The sequence below is a fragment of the Polaromonas sp. P1_G1 genome, assembly GCF_056405595.1.
In genome coordinates this window covers 1-20,393 of sequence record NZ_JBFUBU010000023.1, presented here as the reverse complement: position 1 = coordinate 20,393, position 20,393 = coordinate 1, and the positions used below count along the sequence as shown (strand labels likewise).

The following is a 20,393-nucleotide window of genomic DNA, read 5'->3' as shown; positions in this document are numbered from 1 at the left end:
AATCAAAGATTTTCCGCGGGAATAGAGACTGTCCTAGTAAGTGGTCATCCCCGGCCGCACGCCTTCATAGGCGCGTTGCAGCAATTGTCGGATTTCGTCGCGCTGCGCTGGGCCGATCGGGCGCGGGTTCCAGTATGGATTGCGGACCGCAAGGTCGGCCGCGTGATCTAGATCCACTGCTTGCATGCCGATGTCTTTTAGCGCCACAGGTGCCCCGTTGTCGCGGGCCAAGTCGAACAACCCCGCCGCGGCGCTGTCGCGGCCCGCGGTTCCGAGGGCGCGGCAGATGCGGGCCATGGCCGTTGGCGCGGCTTGCGCGTTGAATGCCACGGCTTGGGACAATACGACGGTGTGCACCTCGGCATGCGGCAGATTGAAGCTGCCGCCCAATGTGTGGCACAGCTTGTGGTGCAAGGCCATCCCCACATTGCCAAGCACCACGCCGCAGAGCCAGGCACCGTACAGCGCCTCGCCACGCGCACCTAGATCATCGGCACGCCGGCTGATAGCGGGCAAGGCCTGCGCGATAGCGCGTATGCCTTCCTCGGCCATCAGGTCCATTATCGGATTGCTGTCCTGTGCATATAGGCCTTCGACGGCATGCGCAATCGCATTCATGCCGCTGGTCACACTCAGTGCCACGGGCAAAGTTAGGGTCAGCTCCGGATCGTAAATCACCGTGCGCGGCAGCGCGCGCAAATCTTTCCCGGTCTTCTTCAATCCGGCCTCGGTGATACCGTAGATCGGCGTCATCTCGCTACCGGCATAAGTAGTGGGGATGGCCAAAATGGGCAGACCTGAATCCAGCGCGATTGCCTTGCCCAGGCCAGTGGTGGAGCCGCCGCCAATGGCAATCGCGCAATCTGCCCCCAGTCGGCGCGCTTCCTCCCGCGCTTCGCGTGCTGTCTCCATCGGTACATGCATCATGGCTCTCGGGAAGATGCCGACAGCGCGATGTCCAATACGATCCGCCACCATCTGCGCCTGGTTCCGCTGCTCGGGTGTCGACAGTACCAGCGCTCTCCGTGCTCCCAGCAACTCGATCTCCCGTTCGAGGTGTTTCAGGGAACCGGCGCCAAACACCACCCGCGAGGAATGACCGCTGTAGATGAATTCCTTCATGGGTATCTCCCGCCAGCCGCTTCATAATCCACCTGGTGCCGCTCAATACGGATTCCCACCAGCTCGTCCCTGACCCGCAGATGCTCGTGATGATTCGCATACGCGTCCAACGCCGCCTGCGACTCGAATTCGCTGTACAGCACAAGGTCGCACGCGTAGTCAACCTGGCTGACATCGATGCCAATCTCCAGATGAATCAACCCAGGAATGCGTCCCTTCAATCCGTGAAATTCGCGGCGCACGCGTTCGATGTTGGCGTGCTTCTCTTCGAGTGTGCCTGCGCGTACCTTCCACATCACGATATGACGGATCATTTCCTGCCTCTCAGTTCGCGAGGCCGCCACGCAGGAGCATGGGACGGCTTGGTTTGACAGGATTGAGCACGAAGTCGTACTCGACGAGATAGCTACCGTCGGGCTGAGGTTTCCAGTCGGCCACCAGGGACTGGCGCACGCCGAATACGGCATCCGAGTCGAGGTAAGGGTCATCGCCCCGGAAAACATGGGTGATCAGTGTTTCATAGCCATCGGCCTTGATCATGAAATGCAGATGGGCCGGCCGCCACGGATGGCGGCCTGCGGCTTTGAGCAGGTCGCCCACCGGGCCGTCATGCGGTATCGCATAGGGAACGGCCAGGATGGAGCGGAAGTGGTAGGTCCCTTTCGCATCGGCATTGAAGGTTCCGCGTGCCTGCGCATGGTCGATCTCAGTGTGCTGCACGTCATACAGGCCCTCTTCGTCGGACTGCCAGACATCGATGTGGGCGCCCGGCACAGCCTCCCCTGCCGCGCCGCGAACCGTGCCGCGAACCAGGCAAGGAATTCCGCGTGCACCGTTTGCGATGTCCTCACCGAGTTCGTAGTGCGGCGCGCCCTCCACATGGAAGGGGCCGAATACCGTGGCTTCGGTGCAGCCCTGGGGTTTGTCGTTGTTCATCGCCACCGTCAACATCGACAGGCCCAGCACGTCGGACAACAGGATGAACTCCTGACGCCTGTCGTCGGTGATATGGCCACAGCGCGTGAGGAATTCAATGCCCTTGAACCACTCCTCTTCGGTAAGCTCAACCTCGCGCGCGAAGGCATGCAGGTGATTGACCAGGCTGGTCATGATGTGTTTGAAGCGCGGATCCTCCGCTGCGGCATGGCGCGCGAGCACGGCTTCGGTGATGGTATTGCGGTCAAGGTTGCGCATGGTGGCTTTCCTTTTTTTCAGTCCAGTTGGAGCTGTGTCTGCCGCGCAATCATCCCCCACTTGGCGAAATCCTCGCGGCTGCGCTTCTCGGATTCCTGCGGCGTGCCGGCCTCCACGCGCAGGTCCATTTCCGCCAGCCGTGCCTTGATGGCCGGCGCCATCAGCGCGGCGCGCACGTCGCGCTGGATTTTCTCCGCGACCGGGGCAGGCAGGCTTGCGGGCGCCAGCAAGGTTTCGAAGAAGGTCGCATCGAAGCCGGCGTGGCCGCTCTCGGCCACCGTGGGCACCGCGGGCAAGAGTACCGAGCGTTCCTTGCTGGAGACGGCGACCGCCAGGAGCCGATTACTCTGCACATGCGGTAGCACCACGGAAGAGACGATAAAACCGCAGTCCACATGGCCCGCGAGCACGTCCTGCGCGGCCGGCCCTGGCCCCTTGTAGGGCACATGAGTCCGCTTGGTGCCAGTAGCCGCCAGCAGCATTTCCATGGCCATGTGGCTGGGCGTGCCGGGCCCGCCGGAGGCGTAGGTGTTGGTGGCGGGAAGCCGGGTGAACTTGGCGAGTGTATTGACGCCGGAAGCCGGGTTGCAGACTAGCATCTGGTTAAAGCTCGCGAAGTAGGTCACCGGCTTGAGCGACTGCCGCAGGTCGAAGCCGAGCTTTTTATAAAGATGCGGGTTAATCGTGAGCACGGTGTCGGGGCCGACCAGCAGAGTGTGCTCATCCCTGGCCTGGGCCACTTCCCCGGCCGCGATATTGCCGCCCGCCCCGGGCTTGTTGTCGACAATGACGGGCTGTTTCCACGCCGCCTGCAGGGCGGGCTGGATCAGCCTGGCAATCACATCGCCCGGTGTTCCGGGAGGAAAGGAGGCCACTATGCGCACGGGCTTGGTAGGCCAGGTCTGGGCCTGCGCTGGTGCCAGCAGCGCCAAAGCCGTTGCAATAGCCTGTAGCGGGAAAAGTTGGCGGATGAGGGCTTTCATTCAAGTCTCCTTCTGGGTGTTGTTATCGGTGTTGTCATCGGCCCGTGACGCGCATCAGCACGGCCGTCGCGTCGCTCGCCGCCAAACCGCGCCAGGCAACAATCTGGTCGGGGCGTATGAGTGCCAGCGGCGCTTCATACAGCTCGCGCAGCGAGGCCTGCGGCAGCCGCACCACTCGCAGGTCGACTGAAAGCGCCCGCGCGGCGGCTTCGAAAGCGGCCGTGGAAGGCACATCCGGGCCCAGCGCGAGCAGCGTCCATTCACTGTGGAAACAATCAAACAGCGAGCGGCCGTCGTCCAGCCACGCATGCGGCGGACGCCCTCCCGGGCTCGCAGTAGCGATGTAGCGGTTGGGCTCATCGGGCGGCAGCGCCGCGCCGTCGCCGGCGACGATGGGCGATCCGTCGTAGCGGCCGCCGAAGGTGACGCCGGGAATGTTGAATTCGAGCCTGGCGTGCTCGCCGAAGTAGCGGGCCGCAAGTTCACGCTCTGCATCGCCCTTCGGCGAAGCTTCGTCGAGCTCGGCCTTGGCAACAAACAAGCCCACCGAGTCGGCAAAGCGCCGTGCATAACCGGTATTGCGTTCGGCCAGCGGCTTGCGCTCGGCTGCATAGCTGTCCAGCAGCGCCGCGGGCGCCTGGTCGCGCACAACGCTGGCGAGCTTCCAGCCCAGGTTCACCGCGTCCTCAATCGCGGTGTTGTAGCCCAGGCCGCCGGTCGGCGTGAACAGGTGGGCCGCATCGCCGGCGATAAACACCCGGCCCTGCTGGAAACGCTGGGCGACGAGGGCGTGGCCGGCTAGCCAAGTCCCCATCGACAGTATCTCGACGGGCAGTTCCATGCCGACGGCTTCGGCGAAGACGCGGCGGGCGTCGTCCTCGGTCCAGTTGTCGGCGTCTTCCCCGGGCCGCAGCGCCGCATGGAAGGCATATTCCGACACGCCGTCTACCGAGGCCATGAAGGCGCGCCGCTGGTGGTTGACCGCGACATACATCCAGGCCTTGGGATGCTGAAGCACTGACAGAAAGCCCGGCGCGCGCAGGTAGACGGCGAACATCTTTCCGCCCATAAACTCGCGCTGTATGCCGGTGACGCCGCCCCATTCGATGCCCAGCTGGCGGCGCACGAAGCTGCGCGCGCCGTCGGCGCCGACCAGATACCTAGCCTTCACTTCCTGCGCCGGGCCACCGGCGGTGGGACGAACCGTCGCGTTCACGCTGTTTTCTTCTTCGGCGAAACGCTCCAGCGACCAGCCATAACGCAGTTCGGCCGAAGGCCAGGATTCGGCATGGCGGCGCAGGGCCTGCTCGACGAATTTCTGCGACACACGGTGCGGCAGTTCGGCCGCGCTCCACGAGCCGGTCATGGATTTGATCTTGACCTGTGCCTCGGTCGCGGTGGGCAGGCTGATGCGCGAGAGTTCGTGCCGCGCGTAGCGCGTGAAGTAGGCGATATCGGTCGGATGGTCGGCGGGCAGCCCAAGCGCGCGAATCTCGTGGGCAAAGCCCAGGCGCCGGAAGTGCTCCATCGTGCGGGCCTGGGTGGCGTTGGCTTGCGGGTTGAAGGCGGTGTCGGGCTTGGCATCGACCACCAGGCAACGCACGCCGCGGCGGCCCAGTTCATTCGCAAGCATGAGGCCGCAGGGGCCGCCGCCGGCGACCAGAACATCTGTCTCTAGCACGTGCGGCTCGGATGGGAGAGGCATGGCGTTTTATTCCTTTGTGTTGGTTTTTGCTGAAGACCTTGTCCTCAGCCATGGCGACGCCGCAATGGCCGGGGTGACCGGCCCATGCGACAGGCAAAGCTCAATAGACAGGCGGCAAGGGCCGCCGCTGTCAGTCGCCCTGTATCTTCCGGTCGCGGATCAGCTTGCCGAAGCGCTTGGAGTCCTCAGCGCCCTTGCGCCCGAACTCCGCAGGCTTGAGCGGCAACGCCACGTTGCCGATCGCGAGGATGCGCTCCTTGGTCGCCGCCTGGTTCAGCACTCGATTGACTTCGGTATTGACACGGTCGATCACGGACTGCGGCGTGCCTGTGGGTGCGTAGAGGCCGAACACCGCATCGGCATCAAAACCCTTGAGCCCCAGTTCGTTGAGGGTGGGCACCTCGGGCACCTGGGGCGCGCGCTGCGGACTGCCGACCGCCAGCATGCGCAGCTTGCCGGTCTTGACATGCTGCAACGCGATACCAGGGTCAAACAGAAAGTCGATCTGCCCGCCCAAGAGATCGGTCAATGCCGGTGCCGCACCGCGGTAGGGAACGTGCACGGCGAATGTCCCGGTCTCGCTCTTCATCATCTCGGTGGCCAGGTGCGGCGAGCTGCCATTGCCAGGCGAGCCAAAGGCGCGTTGGCCGGGGTGGGATTTGAGGTCGGCGATCAAACCTTTGAAATCCTTGACCGGGCTGTCGGCACGCACCACGAGATAGAAGGGAACACGGGCTACCGAGGCCACTGGCACCAGGTCCTTGGCCGGATCGAAGGTCATCTTGGCGTACAGGTGCGGATTGATGGACACCGTGCCGCCGGAAGCCATGAGCAGGGTGTAGCCGTCGGCCGGCGACCTGACGACGGACTCGGCGCCCAGGTTGCCGCCCGCGCCGCCCTTGTTCTCTACCAGGACCGGCTGGCCCAGCGCTTCGTGCAGCGGCGGCGCGATCAGCCTGGCCAGCTGGTCGGCCGCGCCGCCAGGCGCAAAGTTAACGACGATCTTGATCGGTTTGTTTGGCCAGTTCTGGGCGTGTGCGAGCGAGCCCATACACAGGCTGGTCGCCAACACGAGGGTTGTGAGCAGTGTTTTCATTGTGGGTGTCTCCTGCATCAAAACGGGTAGTGGCGGGCGATGGTTTGCACCGTAATCCAACGCAGCTCGGTGAACGCATCGATGCCGGCGCGGCCGCCAAAACGGCCGTAACCCGAATCCTTGACACCGCCGAAGGGCATTTGGGCCTCGTCGTGCACGGTGGGCCCGTTGACGTGGCAGATACCCGAGTCGATACGGTTGGCCACCTCCCAGGCGCGCGCGATGTCACGCCCGAACACTGCGGCCGACAGGCCGTAGGGGTTGTCATTGGCCACCCGCACGGCTTCTTCCACGCCATCGACACGCACGATGGGTTTCACCGGACCAAAGCTCTCGTCGTGGTAGATGCGCATCTCGGACGTCACATGGTCAAGCAGGGTCGCGGGCATCAAGGTGTTCTCCGCCTTGCCGCCGCAGACCAGTGTGGCGCCTTTCGCGAGGGCATCGTCGATCAACGCATTACAGCGTTCCACCGTGCTGGCGTCGACGACCGAACCCAGCACCACCGGCCCCTTGCGAGGGTCCCCCAGCGGCAGCTTCACCGCCTTCGCGGCAAGCCGTTCCACAAAGGCACCGGCGATGCGCTTGTCGACCACGATGCGCTCGGTGCTCATGCAGATCTGGCCGCTGTTGGCAAAGGCGCCGAAGGCCGCGGCGTTGACTGCGGCATCGAGGTCGGCGTCGTCCAGAATCACCAGCGGGGCTTTGCCCCCCAGCTCGAGAACCGCCGGCTTGAGGTATTTGGCGCAGGTCGCCGCAATCATCTTGCCTACCCGCGTCGACCCGGTGAAATTCACGCGGCGCAAGGCCGGATGGGCAATGATGGCTTCCACCACCGCCGGCGCATCAGCCGGTGCGTTGGTGATGAAGTTGACGACGCCCGGAGGAAAACCCGCATCCTTGAACACCTCAACAATCAGGCCGTGTGTGGCGGGGCTCAGTTCCGAGCCCTTGAATACCACCGTGTTGCCGCAGGCCAGTGGCGTCGCGATGGCGCGCACGCCCAGGATGACCGGTGCGTTCCAGGGCGCGATGCCCAGCACCACGCCGGCCGGACGGCGCACGGCCAGCGCCAGGCTGCCGGGCACGTCGGAGGGGATGACTTCCCCGCTGATCTGCGTGGTGAGGCCGGCCGCTTCCTGCAGCATGCCCACGGCCAGGTGCACGTTAAAGCCTGCCCAGGGGGCGGCCGCACCGGTTTCCGCGGCCATGACCGCCATCAGTTGCTGCGCTTTGGCTTCGAGCGCGTGCGCCGCCTTCAGCAGCAGTGCGCGGCGCTCGCCGGGGCCGGTGCGCGACCAGGTCTGGAACGCGGTGGCGGCGGCGTCAACCGCCGCGGTCGCGTCAGCCGCCGTGGCCGCAGGTGCAGTGGTCGCCACCGTGCCGTCGAGCGGATTGCGGCGCTCGAATGTGGCGCCGCTGCTTGCCTGCCGCGCCTCGCCGTTGATCAGCATTGATATCTTGCTCATGTCTTTTGTCTCCTTGTTTCTGGAATTGTGTTTGTTGTTTGTCTCAGGCAATTTCGACTTCGACCAGCATAGTCTCGCTGGACTGCAAAGCCTGTTCGAGTGCCCGGCGAAGCTGGTCGGCGCGCGCTACGCGAAGCCCGCGAACGCCCTGGGCCGCGGCCAGGCCAACAAAGTCGAGATCGGGAAGCTCGGTTCCCGGCACGGGTTCATCGGCCCGGTAGCCGAAGATGCGCGCGAAGTCGTGCAGCGCGGCATAACGGCGGTTATTCAGGATCACGATGGTCATGGCCAGGCCGAGCTGCGCGGCGCTCCACAGCGCCTGGATCGCGTACATCGCGGAGCCGTCCCCCACCAGCGCGATGACGCGGGCGCCCGGCTTGCCCATGGCAATGCCGACCGACGCGGGCAAGCCCCAGCCCAAGCCTCCGCTGCACATGGTGTAAAAAGTTTCCGACTCGAAAATCGGCAGATGACCGTGCATGACGGGCCGCGCACTGGGCGCCTCTTCAACGATGATGCTGTCGCGCGGACGCACATCGGTGAGCGTCTGCAACACCCAGGCCACCGGCAGGCGCTCGCCCGGCGAAGGCTCGGGCACGCGCGCGGGCCGCGCATGCACCGGTGGCGCGGCCCTGGGCGCGGGCGCGGGGCGGTCCAGCAGATCCAGCAAGCCAAGCCGGATGCTGCCGACCACCGAGGTTCCCGTCGGCGCCCAGGCGGCGACCTGGGGGTCTTCGGTCAACTGCACAAGCCGGGCTCCGTCGGGCAAGTGCGCGCCCCCGGCTCCCTCGATGTGATAGGTGAATGCCGGCGCTCCAAGGGCGAACACCAGGTCGTGGCTGGCCAGCCGCTCAACGATTCGCTCACGCATCGCCGACAGGAAACCGGCCCACAGCGGATGATCTTCCGGGAAGCTGCAACGCCCGGACATGGGTGCGACATACACGCGCGCGTTGTGGCGCTCCGCCAGCTTGACCGCCTCGTTCCAGGCGCCGTCGCGGTCGACCGACGCGCCGACCACAATCGCCGGCGCACGGGCGGCGTCCAGCGCGTCGCCAATTTTGGCTAGGAGACCGGGCTCGGGGCGCAGGTAACGGCTGACTTCGCGCGCGTCGACCGGCAGTGTCTTCACGGCCCAGTCATCCGAGGGGACCGACACCAGCACCGGCCCGCATGGCGGCGTCATGGCGATGTAATAAGCGCGCGCGATCGCCAGGGGCACATCCTCTGCGCGTGCGGGCTCAACACTCCACTTCACGTACGGCTTCGGAAGCTCGGCGGCCTGCATGGACCCGAGAAAAGGATCGAAGGGCAGGATGGAGCGCGCCTGCTGGCCAGCTGTGATCACCAGTGGCGTGCGGTTGCGAAAGGCGGTGAAGATATTGCCCATCGCGTGGCCTACACCCGCGGCCGAGTGCAGGTTCACGAAGGCCGCGTTGCGCGTCGCCTGCGCATAGCCGTCGGCCATGCCCAGCACGACGCATTCCTGCAACGCCAGCACGTAGTGGAAGTCGTCCGGGAAGTCCATGAACATGGGAAGCTCAGTCGAACCGGGATTTCCGAAGATGGACGTCATGCCGAACGAGCGCAGCAAGCGGAACACCGCCTCGCGAACCGTCACCCGCTCCGTCACTTCGTCCTGGCCTGGCACAGCAGGCGCGACACGTTGATCCATCGATGTCTCCAACTTGAAAGAAGCCAAGTCTCGCAAGGGCGGTTACATGCGTCAATGCAATGAACCGTATACCGTAAAATCCACAGAATGCATATTGACCAGCTCGACATGAACCTCCTTCGGCTCTTCGAAGCGGTTTATCGGCTGGGCAGCGTCAGCCGCGCGGCGGATGCCCTGGGCCTCTCGCAACCCGCGGCCAGCCAGGGCTTGACGCGACTGCGGCTCGCGCTCGGCGACGCCTTGTTTGTCCGCACCGGCGGAAGCATGCGTCCGACGCTGCGCGCCGAACGCCTGGCCAGCGTGGTCCAGCCGGCGATCGCGTCTATCCAGGACGTACTCAGGGATGACGATGCATTCAATCCCTCCCGCTCGACCATGACGCTGCGCCTGCACATGAGCGACATCGGCGAGGCCCGGCTGCTGCCCGAGCTGGTGGCCGCGCTGCACCGTGAAGCGCCGGGCATACGCGTACAGACAGCACCGCTGCCCCACGCCCAGATCGCCGATGCGCTCGAGACCGGCGCCATCCACTTTGCCTTGGGGTTCCTGCCCTCCGTCAGCGGGACGGAGCGGATGGAATTGCTAACCGACCGCTACGCAGTCCTGGTGCGCGCGGGTCATCCGCTGCTCGCGGCGAAGCAAAAACCACCCAAGGTGAAGGACCTGCGCCGGCTGGAGTTCGTCGCCGTGCGCTCGCACGCCGAGACTTTCCGCATCCTCCAGGAACTCGGGTTGGACAGCAGGCTAGTGTTGACGTCCGAACACTTTCTAGCACTGCCCGCGATCATTGAGCGCACGGACCTCGCGGTGGTGATGCCGCGCGCCATCGCGCTGAGATTCGTAAATACCGAACGCTACGCCTTGCTGTCGAACACCTTGCCGCGCAGCACCTTCACCGTATCACTGCACTGGAGCCGCCGGTTCAACCTCGATCCGGCTCATCAATGGCTGCGGCGTCTGTTTGTGGAGCTCTTCACAGGCGATCCGCCATGAAATATTTAGTCTCGCGCGGTGGCAAGCTACCTGCTGGACGTCAAAGCGTATCAGCTCATCCTCCCCCTCTGGTCCAGTCCATGGGGTCCACTTCATAGGCGGGTCAGATTTCGATGAAATTCAACACCCCAAACCGATAAACCTGGCTGCTTCGCCGGCGGTATTGCATGCCGCCCAAATCCGTCACTCGACAGTGACGAATTTAGCCAAGTTTCTTGGCGTGTGTGGCCACGTAACTTCGCTACGCGAAGTGAGCGTCCACCAAACCTCGCAGTGCGCTAGCGCGCACCTGTGACCGTCATTCGACGGTCACAGACTTTGCCAAGTTGCGAGGTTTGTCCACATCCGTCCCCCGCGCCACAGCCGTGTGATACGCCAGCAGCTGCAGCGGCACCACATGCAGCAGCGGACTCAGTGCGCCGTAGTGTTCGGGCATGCGGATCACGTGCAGGCCTTCGCCGCTTTCGATGTGGCTGTCGGCGTCGGCGAGGACGTAGAGGACGCCGCCGCGGGCGCGGACTTCCTGCATGTTGCTTTTGAGTTTTTCGAGCAGCGCGTCGTTGGGCGCGACGGTGACGACGGGCATCTCGCTGGTGACCAGGGCCAGGGGGCCGTGTTTGAGTTCACCGGCGGGGTAGGCCTCTGCGTGGATGTAGCTGATTTCCTTGAGCTTGAGCGCGCCTTCGAGCGCGATGGGGTAATGCAGGCCGCGGCCGAGGAAGAGCGCGTTTTCCATTTTGGCGAAGTCTTCGGCCCAGCTGATGACTTGCGGCTCCAGCGCCAGCACGGCTTGCAGGGCGGCGGGCAAGTGGCGCATGGCCTTGAGGTGGCCAGCTTCTTCTTCCTCGCTGAGCTTGCCTTTGCTTTGGGCCAAGGCCAGCGTGAGCAGGAACAGGCCCGCGAGCTGGGTGGTGAAGGCCTTGGTGGAGGCGACACCGATCTCGACGCCGGCGCGCGTGATGTAGGCGAGCTTGCATTCGCGCACCATGGCCGAGGTGGAGACGTTGCAGATGGTCAGGGTCTGCGTCATGCCCAGGCTTTGCGCGTGGCGCAGCGCGGCCAGGGTGTCGGCGGTTTCGCCGCTCTGGGTGATGGTGACGACCAGCGTTTTCGGGTTGGGCACGGAGCTGCGGTAGCGGTATTCGCTGGCGACCTCGACTTGCGTGGGGATGCCGGCGATCGCTTCAAGCCAGTACTTGGCGGCGCAGCCGCTGTAGTAGCTGGTGCCGCAGGCCAGGATGAGGACGGAGTCGATCTCCTTGAACACACGGAAGGCCTGGTCGCCGAACAGCTCGGGCACTATGCCTTCGACGCCTTCGAGCGTGTCGGCAATCGCGCGCGGCTGCTCAAAAATTTCTTTCTGCATGTAGTGGCGGTAAGGGCCGAGTTCGGCGGCGCCGCTGTGGGCCTGCACGGTCTTGACCTCGCGCTGCGCGGGTTTGCCGTCCTTGCCGGCGATCCAGTATTTGCCGAGCTGGATGTCGACCATGTCGCCTTCTTCAAGGTAGACGATCTGGTCGGTCACGCCGGCCAGGGCCATGGCGTCGCTGGCCAGGAAGTTCTCGGACTTGTCCTTGCCGACGCCCAGGATCAGCGGCGAGCCTGCGCGCGCGCCGACGACGCGGTGCGGTTCGTCCTTGCAGAAGGCGGCGATGGCATACGCGCCGTGCAGCTGCGCGACGGTGGCCTTGAGGGCTTCGAACAAATCGCCGTCATACAGGCTGTCCATCAGGTGCACGATGACCTCGGTGTCGGTCTGGCTTTCAAAGACGTAGCCCTTGGCCTTGAGGCCGGCGCGCAGCTCTTCGTAGTTCTCGATGATGCCGTTGTGCACCAGTGCCATCTTGCCGGGCTTGGCTTGCGATGCGGCGCCGCTGCCGTGGCTGAAGTGGGGATGCGCGTTGTGCACGACGGGTGCGCCATGGGTGGCCCAGCGCGTGTGGGCAATGCCGGTGGCGCCTTCGAGCTTGTCGTGGGCGACCTGTTCCTGCAGTTCGGCCACGCGTGAGGTGCTGCGTGCGCGCTTGAGGCCGCCGTTGTAGACGGCGACGCCGCAGGAGTCATAGCCGCGGTATTCGAGGCGCTGCAAACCCTGCACCAGGATGGGAACGATATTTCGGGTCGAAACGGAAGCAACGATGCCACACATGGAGGTCTCCTGAAAAACAATGAGTGGATGCTACGTGCTTGCTATTTTGTTATGTGATTGATTTTTCATGATTAATGGAATTTAATTTCATTAATCTTTAATGATTGAATCTAATTTCATTTAAAGTCAGTTTATGGAACAAATAGCCCTTGATGAAACCGACCTCAAGCTGCTCGACAGCCTGCAGACCGATGCCTCGCTGAGCAATCAGGCGCTGGCCGAGCGCGTCCACATCTCGCCGCCGACCTGTTTGCGCCGCGTCAAGCGCCTGCGTGATGCGGGGCTGGTGGAGCGCGACGTGGCGCTGCTCAATGTCGACAAGCTGGCCGCCGTTACCGGCCACGGGCTCACGGCGCTGGTCGAGATCACGCTGGAGCGGCAAGGCGCTGAACAGCAGGAAGCGTTTGAGGCGCGCGTGATCACCGACGAGGCCGTGCAACAGTGCTACCGCGTCTCGCCCGGGCCGGACTTCATGCTGGTAGTGCACGTCGCCGACATGCCGCGCTACCTGGCGCTGGCGCAGCGGCTGTTCACCAGCGATGCGAACGTGCGCAACGTGAAGGCCTTCTTCAGCACGCGGCGCGCGAAGTTTGAGCCGCGGGTGTTGCTGACAGCTTAGGCTGTAGTGCCCTGCTGCTTTGCCAGCGCCTTGGGGTTAAGCGCGGGCTCGCCGACCTTGACCAGCGTGTTGCGGTCGGTGTGGTCGAAGGGCTGGTCGCGGCCCTCTATCTGCAGCACCGTGGTCTGGAAGTAGGACCAGCTGCCGTCGGCATTGAGCGTGACCGCTATGCGCCAGGACAGCGTCGTGAAAGCATGCTCGATGAACGGGTTGGACACGATGCCATTGGTCAGGCTGCCGCGCTCAGAAACCAGCTCGAACTGCGTCGCATCGGCGGCGACCTTGCCGCTGGCCATGGCGACCTGGCCGCGCGGGATCGCGAGCGTGTGATAGATGGTGCTGGTGGCCGGCTCCCACAGCCAGTAGCCGACCTGGTCGTGATAGGTCTTGGTGAAGCCGGGTTTGTGGATGAAGGTGTGGTAGCGCAAACCGTACAGCGCCTGCGGGCCATTGGTTTGCGCGTCTATGGGGTGCAACTCATAGCGCTCGATATAGGCCTGCGTCTTGGTGCCGGTAACCACGGGTTTGACGTCGGCGCCGCGCGCGCCTTCCCAGATGCCGGCCATGGCGCGCAAGGGGCCCAGATTGGCGAGGGTGTCGGGGTCGACCTCGGGCTCGGTATAGATGTCTTGGGGGAAGGTCTCGGTGCTCATGATGTCATTCCAGCCAATCGAAGGTGAATCAGTCCGCTTTTTTGGTTTGTTTAAGCAGGCCCCATGCCATGCCGGCCAGCGCCAGCACACCGAGCAGCAGGATGCCCCAGAGCACCAGGCTGCGCGTGGGCAAGCCGTCGCCCTGCGGCGAGCCGGCCACCAGCGGGCCGGCCAGGCCGCCGCCGGTGACGTCGGCTTTGGCCACATCGGCCTGCGCCAGGGGCAGCGCGTTTTCTTGTGAGGCCTGGTAGTTGGGGATCAGGCTGGCCATGGGCAAAAAGGCAGCGGCGGCGCTCGCCGGGCCCGTCAGTCCGGCCGCCAGCGTGAACGGGCCCTGTCCGCTGGCCAGGAACACGAGTTGCGCGGGCTCGAACTGCAGCGTGATCTCGGGTGCGGCGGCAAAGCCCGGTGTCTTGGCATCGGCTTCTATCTTCACTTCGCGCACCGAAGCGCCCTGCAGGTCGACCGGGCCGCTGGACTGCTCCTTGCCGGCCGCGCCCAGGCGGTAGACCACCGAGCTGGCCAACAAGGCCCAGGGTTGCTCGCGATGGTTGCGGCCCAGCACGCGGATAGGCACCAGCACGTTGCTGCCCTGCGGCGTGATCCGGAGCGCGGCCACCGGTGTAGCAAACGGCAAGGAAAAACTCAGTTCATGCGCATTGGTCAGTGCGGGCGTGGCCATGGTCGCGCTGACGCGCTGGCGCACGACCGTGCTTTGCGTGGTGAGCAGCGTCGCGCCGCGCACGGTGACGGCGGCGCTGCCCCAGCTGATGCGCAGGTAGTGGTCCTTGAGGTCGGCCATGGACAGATCCAGGCGGGTATCGCCCAGGCTGGCCGCCGAGGCCGAAGCGTCCGCGCGGTAGAGCACGGTGTCAGCCAGCGGGCGCCAGTTCTTGAGGTCCTTGCTGGCTTGCACATTGAAGGTGACGGGCTGGCCGACCGGGAGGTCGGCGTCCAGCGTCATGCTGGCCACAGGCTCCTTGAGCTTGCGCGCATCGAGCAGCGCGCCCAGCACTTTTTGCGGCGCGGCCGCCGAAGCGGTGGTGCTGGTGCCAGTGGTGTTGAGTTGCACCACACGTTTACCCTGGCGCTCTTCGATGCGCAGCGACAGGCCTTCGAGCCCCGCGGCGGCGCCTTCCGCGCCCAGGATGGGATAGGCGGGCAGCTTGACGCTGTGCTCCTGCGTGGAGGTCGGCGTGGGCACGCTGGCCAGCGCCATGGGCACGGGCTGGCCTGCCGCGTTGAAGATTCGCAGGTCGGCATAGGCCGGGCTTTGCAACCGCACCAGCGCCTCGGCCGGCAGCAGCAGGCGCTGCAGCGGCGCGTCGGGCGCGGGCGTGACGGGGATGCGCACGGCATAGGACTTGGCGTTGGCGGCGTCTGGCGCATCGGCGGCCAGCACCGGCAGCGGCGCGGCCAGGCCGGCCGACAGCGCGAGCATCAAGAACCGGGCGTACTCGAACTTTTTCATGGCAGGGCCTCTTCTTTCAGGTCAGGGGCATTGGGGGCCGCGGCGGCCTGCGCCTTGGGCGGCAGCGGCGCGAAGTAGCCGACCACCAGCATCAGCACGCCGACCACGATGAAGGCGATGATGCGTTCGGCGCCGCCGGCGTTCGACAAATCAATCAGCAGCAGCTTGACGACCACCAGGCCCAGCAGGCCCGCGCCCACCAGCCACAGCGGCCGCTGCACGCGGCGGTGCGCCAGCACCATCAGGCTCAGCGCCAGCAGCGTCCACAGGATCGCGTAGCCGGTCTGCACCACAAAGCTGGCGAACAACGCGTCGGCATCCCAGCGCACACCGAAGAAATGGTGGGCGACGCGCAGCCACACGGTGTTGACCGCGATGAACACCAGCAGGGCCAGCGCCACCAGCGCATTGCGGCCGGTGGCCCAGGCCGAGCCGGCAGGCGCCGGTACGGCCGTCACCAGCACACGGCGCCAGAACACCAGCCCACCCAGCGCGAGCGCCAGGGTCAGGTCGGTCGGGTTGAGCAGCGGGATGTAAGGCAGGGGCGCGGTGTGGCCCGAGGAATGGATGGCAGCGGCCAGCGTCCCCCAGAAGACCAGCACCGCCAGCGGCAGGGCCGCCAGCCAGTAGTAGGCCTGCGCATGCGGGTTCAGCGGCCAGGCGAAGGCCTGGCGCTGCGCCTGCCGGTTGGCCTTGCCGGCCCAGGTGGCCAGCAGCATGAGCACGGCGATGGCGCTGACCAGCAGCACCACGCCGGCCCAGGAGGTGCGCCAGAGTTCGGCCTTGCCAATGCCGGACCACAGGCAGTCGGCCAGCAGCACCGTGACCAGCCAGGCGCCCGCCGCATGCAGGAAGCCGAAGGGCGACACGCGGCCCGCGCCGCCCGCCATAACCGGGGCCTGGGCCAGGCGGTCGGTCTGCCGCAGCATCCAGTAGTGCAGCACCAACACCACCGGCCAGACGGCCCAGGCCGGTGTGGCCAGCACGCGGTAGCCTTCGCCGGTTTGCGCAAGGTAGCCCAGTGCCAGCACGGCGACGCTGATGCGCGCGGGCCAGGTCGCGACCGGCCACTGCTTCTTCAGGCCCAGCAGCATGGACAGGGCCATGCTGGCGACGACGGCCAGCATCATGAGGAGGCCGGTGGTGCGATCGCTGAAGACATGCCGGGGCATGGCGTCGGCTTCCAGCGCCGGCACGCGGCGCGCGATTTCGAGCAGCCAACCCAGGCACCAGAAGGAAAAGCCGTAGAGGTACACGGGAACGGAAAGCCAGGACTCCACGCCCGCATAGGCCTTGGCCCACGAAGACTCGCTGTGCGGCAGGGGCCGGCGCAGCCACCAGGCCAGTTGCAGCGCGGGCAAGGCGATCAGCATCGCGCCTATGAAGGCCGGGTTGCCGAAAGGAATGGCATACACGTGGCTGCCCAGGCCGCCGGTGGCGTTGTCCAGCCCGCCCAGGAAAGCCATGGCCGCGACACCCTGCAGCAGCAGACCGAAGGCGCGCGGCATCCAGCGCGCCTGGCGCATGCCGAYCCAGAAAGCGCCCGCGCCTTCGAGCGCCCAGACGGCCGAGGTCCACTGCGCATCGAGCGCCAGCGGCACGGCCAGCGTGGCAAAACCCACGCCCACGGCAATAAAGCATTCAATCAGCAGGCGGTAGCTGGCCAGCGCGCGCCGCGCCAGCAGCATGGCCGTGAACAGGTAGAGCGCGGCAAAGCCCAGCGCCGAGAAGGCCGCGCCCAGTTCCATGCCGCGCACCAGCCCAGCCTGCAGGCCGAAGCCCACGAGCGGCGTGCCGAAGACCAGCATGGAATCCACCGCATTGCCCAGCCGGGTCGGCGTGTTGCGCGCATACAGGATGGCGGTGAACAGGTAGATCAATACGAAACCGATGAGGAAAGGCTGGGCGCTGGCGTAGTTCTCGGGTACGTACTTGAGAATTCCCCAGGCCGTGGCCACGCCGAAGGTGGCGATGAAACCGACCACATTGAGGATGCGCCAGGAACGCTTGTACGCGATGAACAGAATCGCCAGGTTGAGCAGCGTGTAATAACTGAAGAGCCCAACGTGGCTGCCCTGCCCTGTCGACAGCAACAGCGGCACGGCAAAGCCGCCGGCGAAGGCCGCCACCGCGAGCGCTCGCGAATTCTGCAGCAGCGCCAGTGCGCAGCTCAGGCCGCAGACGATGATCATCAGCGCGAAGGCCGGCAGCGGATCCAGCAGGCCGTAGAGGCGGAAAGCCGCGAACACCGTGAGGTACATCACCGCGACGCCGGCGCCCTGCAGCGCGAGCGCGAAGCCGGGCTTGTCGGCCCGCTTGCGAAATCCCACGGCCAGCAGCGCGATGGCCGCCGCGCCTATGGCCGCGAGCCGGAACTCGACCGGGAACAGGCCGGCCGATGCGGCATAACGCGCCAGGAAAGACAGGCCTATGAACAGGATGACCAGGCCCACGCGCACGATGGTGTTGCCGCCCAGGAACCAGTTTTTGGCGGCGAGCAGGGCCAGCTCCACCGGATTGGGTTCGGCCGGTTTGTAGGCGGACCGGGTGGTGGTGGCGGGCCTGGCGGGCGTAGCGGCAATTGTGGCGGGCTGCGTGCGCGGCAGGCCGTTGGGGGTCAGGTCAGGCACTTGCGCCGGCGCCGGTGCCGCTTCGTTGTCGGCGGCGCTGGCCGGTGCTGAGGCAACGGGCAGCGGGCTGGTGTCTTCGAAATCCCTGGGTGCGGCGGCGTTTGGCGCACTTGCAGCGACAGGCGCGACCGTCGCCTGGCGAGCGGCGGGCGTCACCGGTTGCGGCGCTTTTTTCCGCATGGCCTCCACTTCGGCCCGCACCGCCCAGCGCAGCGACAGGCCGGCAAAGAAGCCGAGGAAGCCTCCCACAAAAGGACCGGCGTCGCCATGGCCCGGCCACAACCATCCCAGAACGATGCCCCACACAATGCTCCAGACGATCATGGCTTCAGCCCCCCTCTTTTATGAATGGGCTGATAGTACTTGATGGGGTTGGTGACGACGTCCGAGGGAAGAAGGCTGTATGCGCGTGTCAGGCGACGACAGGCACGGCGCGCGGCCTGGCCGGGACCTTGCCGGCCGCCGCGGTTTTTGACCTGCCCTGCTCCCGCGCGGTTTCCCAGAAGGCCCGCGCCAGCGGCGAAAGTTTGGCCACGTCCAGGCAGGCCAGGCCGACGGTGCGCGGCTGCGCGGGCAGCAGCGGCCGGTAGACCACGCCTTCGGGCGCATCGGGCAGCGCCAGCCGCGCGGCGACGGAGACCGCCAGGCCACGCTGCACGAACTGCAGGATGGAGATGATTTGCGTGAAGTGGTACAGCACCTTGGGCCGCGTGATGTTTTTTTGCAGGATGGGCACGATGACGGGGCCGCAGCCGGCCTCGGTCAGCACGAAGTCCAGGCCGGTGAGCGCGCTGATGGGCACGGCGGCGTGCGCGGCCAGCGCGTGGCCGGCCGGCAGGATGGCGACGAACTCGTCCTGCACCAGCGGCAGCACTTCAAAGCGCTCGTCGGGCACCACGACGAAACCGAGCTCCACGCGCTTTTGCAGCAGCCAGTCGTCGACGACCTCATCGCTTTCCTCCTCGATGCGCACCTGCGCGCCGGGATGGCCTTGCTTGAAGGCGGCCAGCAAAGGCGGCAGCAGGTTGACGGTGGAGGTGGGGCCGAAGGAGCCTATGCGCAGCGTGCCGGTCTTCAGTTCCCGGGCGTCGCCGAGCTCCTGCGCCATGGTGGCGGCCAGGGCCGTCATTTCGCGGGCGCGCAGCAGCAGGCGCTCGCCGGCATCGGTCATGGAAACACCCGAGGCATCGCGCAGCGCGAGCTTGACGCCGAATTCGGTTTCCAGCGCGCGCAGCGCATGGCTGACGGCCGACTGGGTGGTGCCCAGGCGCATGGCCGCGCGCGAAAAGCTGCGGCATTCGTCCAGGGTGATCAGCACTTCGAGCTGGGCCAGGGTCATGATGTGTCAATCCTTTTACAGATATTCATGAGCAAACACTCATTTGATAGTGAGTGATTTAACAACTAATCTCATGCATCAATCTACCTTATTTACGGGTTTCCTTCCAACACCCGCCTAGCCTCCAATGACGACTGCCACCCCATCCGCCTCCCTGGCTTCCGCCACATCCCTCTCGCATACCCCCAGCCCCTCAGGCGGCAAGCTCTGGGGCCTTTACCTGCGCCTGACCTGCGTGCCGGTGCTCTGGGGCGGCACCTTCATCGCGGGGCGCGTGATCTCGGCCCATCTGCCGCCGGCCACGGCGGGTTTTATCCGCTTTGTGTTCGCCACGCTGGCGCTGCTGGCGGCCCTGCATTTCACCGAAGGCCTGCGCGCCATCACGCGCATCACGCGGCGCCAGTTGCTGGGCACCATGGCGCTGGGCGCGACCGGCATCTTTGCCTACAACCTGCTGTTCTTCACCGCGCTGTCGGTGCTGCCGGCCGGCCGCACCTCACTGATCATCGCCCTCAACCCGGTGGTCACGCTGCTGATCGCCGCCGCGCTGCTGGGCGACCGGCTGTCGGCCACACGCTGGCTGGGCGTGGCGCTGGCCCTGCTCGGCGTCTGGGTAGTGGTGACCCGCGGCGACCTCTCGCAGATCATGCAGTCGCTGGGCAAGGGCGAACTCGCGATGTTCGGCGCGGTCTGCGCCTGGGCCGTCTACACCCTGGTGGGCCGCAAGCTGCTGCAAGGCTTGTCACCTGTGCTGGCCACGCTGTGGGCCGCGATCTGGGGCACGTTGTTTTTAGGCCTGCTGGCGCTGCGCGACCTCCCCCACGTGAATGCCGCGTCGTTCACTCCCGAAGTCTGGGCCGGCCTGGTGTTCCTGGGCGTGCTCGGCACGGCCGTGGCCTTTGTCTGGTACTACGAGGGCCTGCGACAGCTGGGCGCTGCGCGGACTGTGGTGTTCAACAACCTGGTGCCGGTTTTTGGGGTGCTGTTGGGGTGGTTGATTCTGGGTGAGCCTTTGAGCGTCAGCCTGCTGGCGGGTGGGGGGTTGGCGATATTTGGGGTGTTTTTGGTGAATCGGGTTAAGTAGGGTTTTCTCGCCGGGTCTTGCGCCGGCTGTCCGCGCTTCCTCTGTTCTCTCTTCTATGTTCTGCTGGCCGGGGGTAGCCCGGCGGCTACTCACTTTTCTTTTGCTTCGCCAAAAGAAAAGTAAGCAAAAGAAAAGGCGACCCTGGTTGCTGCGTCCCTCCGCTTCGCTGCGGGCAACCTGCGGTGCTCGGTCCAGACGGGGTCTCGCTATA

General features: G+C 65.5%; 16 protein-coding genes. 3 read left to right on the top strand and 13 right to left on the bottom strand.

Translation table 11 applies throughout. The features are described from left to right. Positions 1-33: 33 nt before the first annotated feature. The 8 genes from AC1D1Y_RS13130 to mdlC form a co-directional block, all read right to left on the bottom strand. A complete protein-coding gene (locus tag AC1D1Y_RS13130) occupies positions 34-1,122 on the bottom strand; it encodes a maleylacetate reductase (RefSeq protein ID WP_477682710.1) in 1,089 nt (362 codons plus the stop codon). Continuing rightward, a complete protein-coding gene (locus tag AC1D1Y_RS13125; RefSeq protein WP_477682709.1) occupies positions 1,119-1,436 on the bottom strand; it encodes a Dabb family protein in 318 nt (105 codons plus the stop codon). Before AC1D1Y_RS13125 ends, AC1D1Y_RS13130 begins: the two co-directional genes overlap by 4 nt. A 10-nt stretch (positions 1,437-1,446) precedes the next feature. Next, a complete protein-coding gene (locus AC1D1Y_RS13120; protein ID WP_477682708.1) occupies positions 1,447-2,316 on the bottom strand; it encodes an intradiol ring-cleavage dioxygenase in 870 nt (289 codons plus the stop codon). 17 nt (positions 2,317-2,333) lie between these two features. Further along, positions 2,334-3,299 (bottom strand): Bug family tripartite tricarboxylate transporter substrate binding protein, encoded by a 966-nt coding sequence (locus AC1D1Y_RS13115; protein WP_477682707.1) that lies wholly within the window; start codon positions 3,297-3,299, stop codon positions 2,334-2,336. 34 nt (positions 3,300-3,333) lie between these two features. Further along, the gene (locus tag AC1D1Y_RS13110) at positions 3,334-5,004 is read right to left on the bottom strand and encodes an FAD-dependent oxidoreductase (protein WP_477682706.1); all 1,671 of its coding nucleotides are present in this window, start codon (positions 5,002-5,004) and stop codon (positions 3,334-3,336) included. 130 nt (positions 5,005-5,134) lie between these two features. Further along, the gene (locus AC1D1Y_RS13105; protein WP_477682705.1) at positions 5,135-6,100 is read right to left on the bottom strand and encodes a Bug family tripartite tricarboxylate transporter substrate binding protein; all 966 of its coding nucleotides are present in this window, start codon (positions 6,098-6,100) and stop codon (positions 5,135-5,137) included. A gap of 17 nt (positions 6,101-6,117) precedes the next feature. Further along, on the bottom strand, positions 6,118-7,569 hold the full coding sequence (locus tag AC1D1Y_RS13100; protein WP_477682704.1) for an aldehyde dehydrogenase: 1,452 nt from the start codon (positions 7,567-7,569) through the stop codon (positions 6,118-6,120). A 43-nt stretch (positions 7,570-7,612) separates the two neighbouring features. Beyond that, entirely contained in the window at positions 7,613-9,244 is a 1,632-nt protein-coding gene (gene mdlC / locus AC1D1Y_RS13095) for a benzoylformate decarboxylase (protein ID WP_477682703.1), read from the bottom strand. An 87-nt stretch (positions 9,245-9,331) separates the two neighbouring features. Between mdlC and AC1D1Y_RS13090 the strand changes: the two genes are divergently transcribed. Next, positions 9,332-10,237, top strand: coding sequence for a LysR family transcriptional regulator (locus tag AC1D1Y_RS13090; protein ID WP_477676438.1), 906 nt, complete (start codon positions 9,332-9,334; stop codon positions 10,235-10,237). Between the two features lie 298 nt (positions 10,238-10,535). Here AC1D1Y_RS13090 and glmS read toward each other — a convergent pair whose 3' ends face one another. Continuing rightward, positions 10,536-12,386, bottom strand: a complete 1,851-nt coding sequence (gene glmS / locus AC1D1Y_RS13085) for a glutamine--fructose-6-phosphate transaminase (isomerizing) (RefSeq protein WP_477682702.1) — start codon at positions 12,384-12,386, stop codon at positions 10,536-10,538. 133 nt (positions 12,387-12,519) lie between these two features. Here glmS and AC1D1Y_RS13080 point away from each other — a divergent pair, with 133 nt between their 5' ends. Further along, positions 12,520-13,005 (top strand): Lrp/AsnC family transcriptional regulator, encoded by a 486-nt coding sequence (locus AC1D1Y_RS13080; RefSeq protein ID WP_477682701.1) that lies wholly within the window; start codon positions 12,520-12,522, stop codon positions 13,003-13,005. Here AC1D1Y_RS13080 and AC1D1Y_RS13075 read toward each other — a convergent pair. From AC1D1Y_RS13075 to AC1D1Y_RS13060, 4 genes are all read right to left on the bottom strand, one after another. Next, positions 13,002-13,658 carry an FABP family protein gene (locus tag AC1D1Y_RS13075; protein WP_477682700.1) on the bottom strand — a complete coding sequence of 219 codons (657 nt, stop codon included), beginning with the start codon at positions 13,656-13,658 and terminating at the stop codon, positions 13,002-13,004. The two genes, AC1D1Y_RS13080 and AC1D1Y_RS13075, sit on opposite strands and share 4 nt — an antisense overlap. Positions 13,659-13,686: 28 nt before the next feature. Then, on the bottom strand, positions 13,687-15,129 hold the full coding sequence (locus AC1D1Y_RS13070; RefSeq protein ID WP_477682699.1) for a DUF3999 domain-containing protein: 1,443 nt from the start codon (positions 15,127-15,129) through the stop codon (positions 13,687-13,689). Then, a complete protein-coding gene (locus tag AC1D1Y_RS13065) occupies positions 15,126-18,083 on the bottom strand; it encodes a DUF2339 domain-containing protein (protein WP_477682698.1) in 2,958 nt (985 codons plus the stop codon). The genes AC1D1Y_RS13070 and AC1D1Y_RS13065 overlap by 4 nt, the downstream gene beginning before the upstream one ends. A gap of 88 nt (positions 18,084-18,171) precedes the next feature. After that, positions 18,172-19,098: a LysR family transcriptional regulator gene (locus AC1D1Y_RS13060; RefSeq protein WP_477682697.1), complete on the bottom strand. Its 927-nt coding sequence runs from the start codon at positions 19,096-19,098 to the stop codon at positions 18,172-18,174. A 127-nt stretch (positions 19,099-19,225) separates the two neighbouring features. Here AC1D1Y_RS13060 and AC1D1Y_RS13055 point away from each other — a divergent pair, with 127 nt between their 5' ends. Beyond that, a complete protein-coding gene (locus AC1D1Y_RS13055) occupies positions 19,226-20,182 on the top strand; it encodes a DMT family transporter (protein ID WP_477682696.1) in 957 nt (318 codons plus the stop codon). Positions 20,183-20,393: the final 211 nt, after the last annotated feature.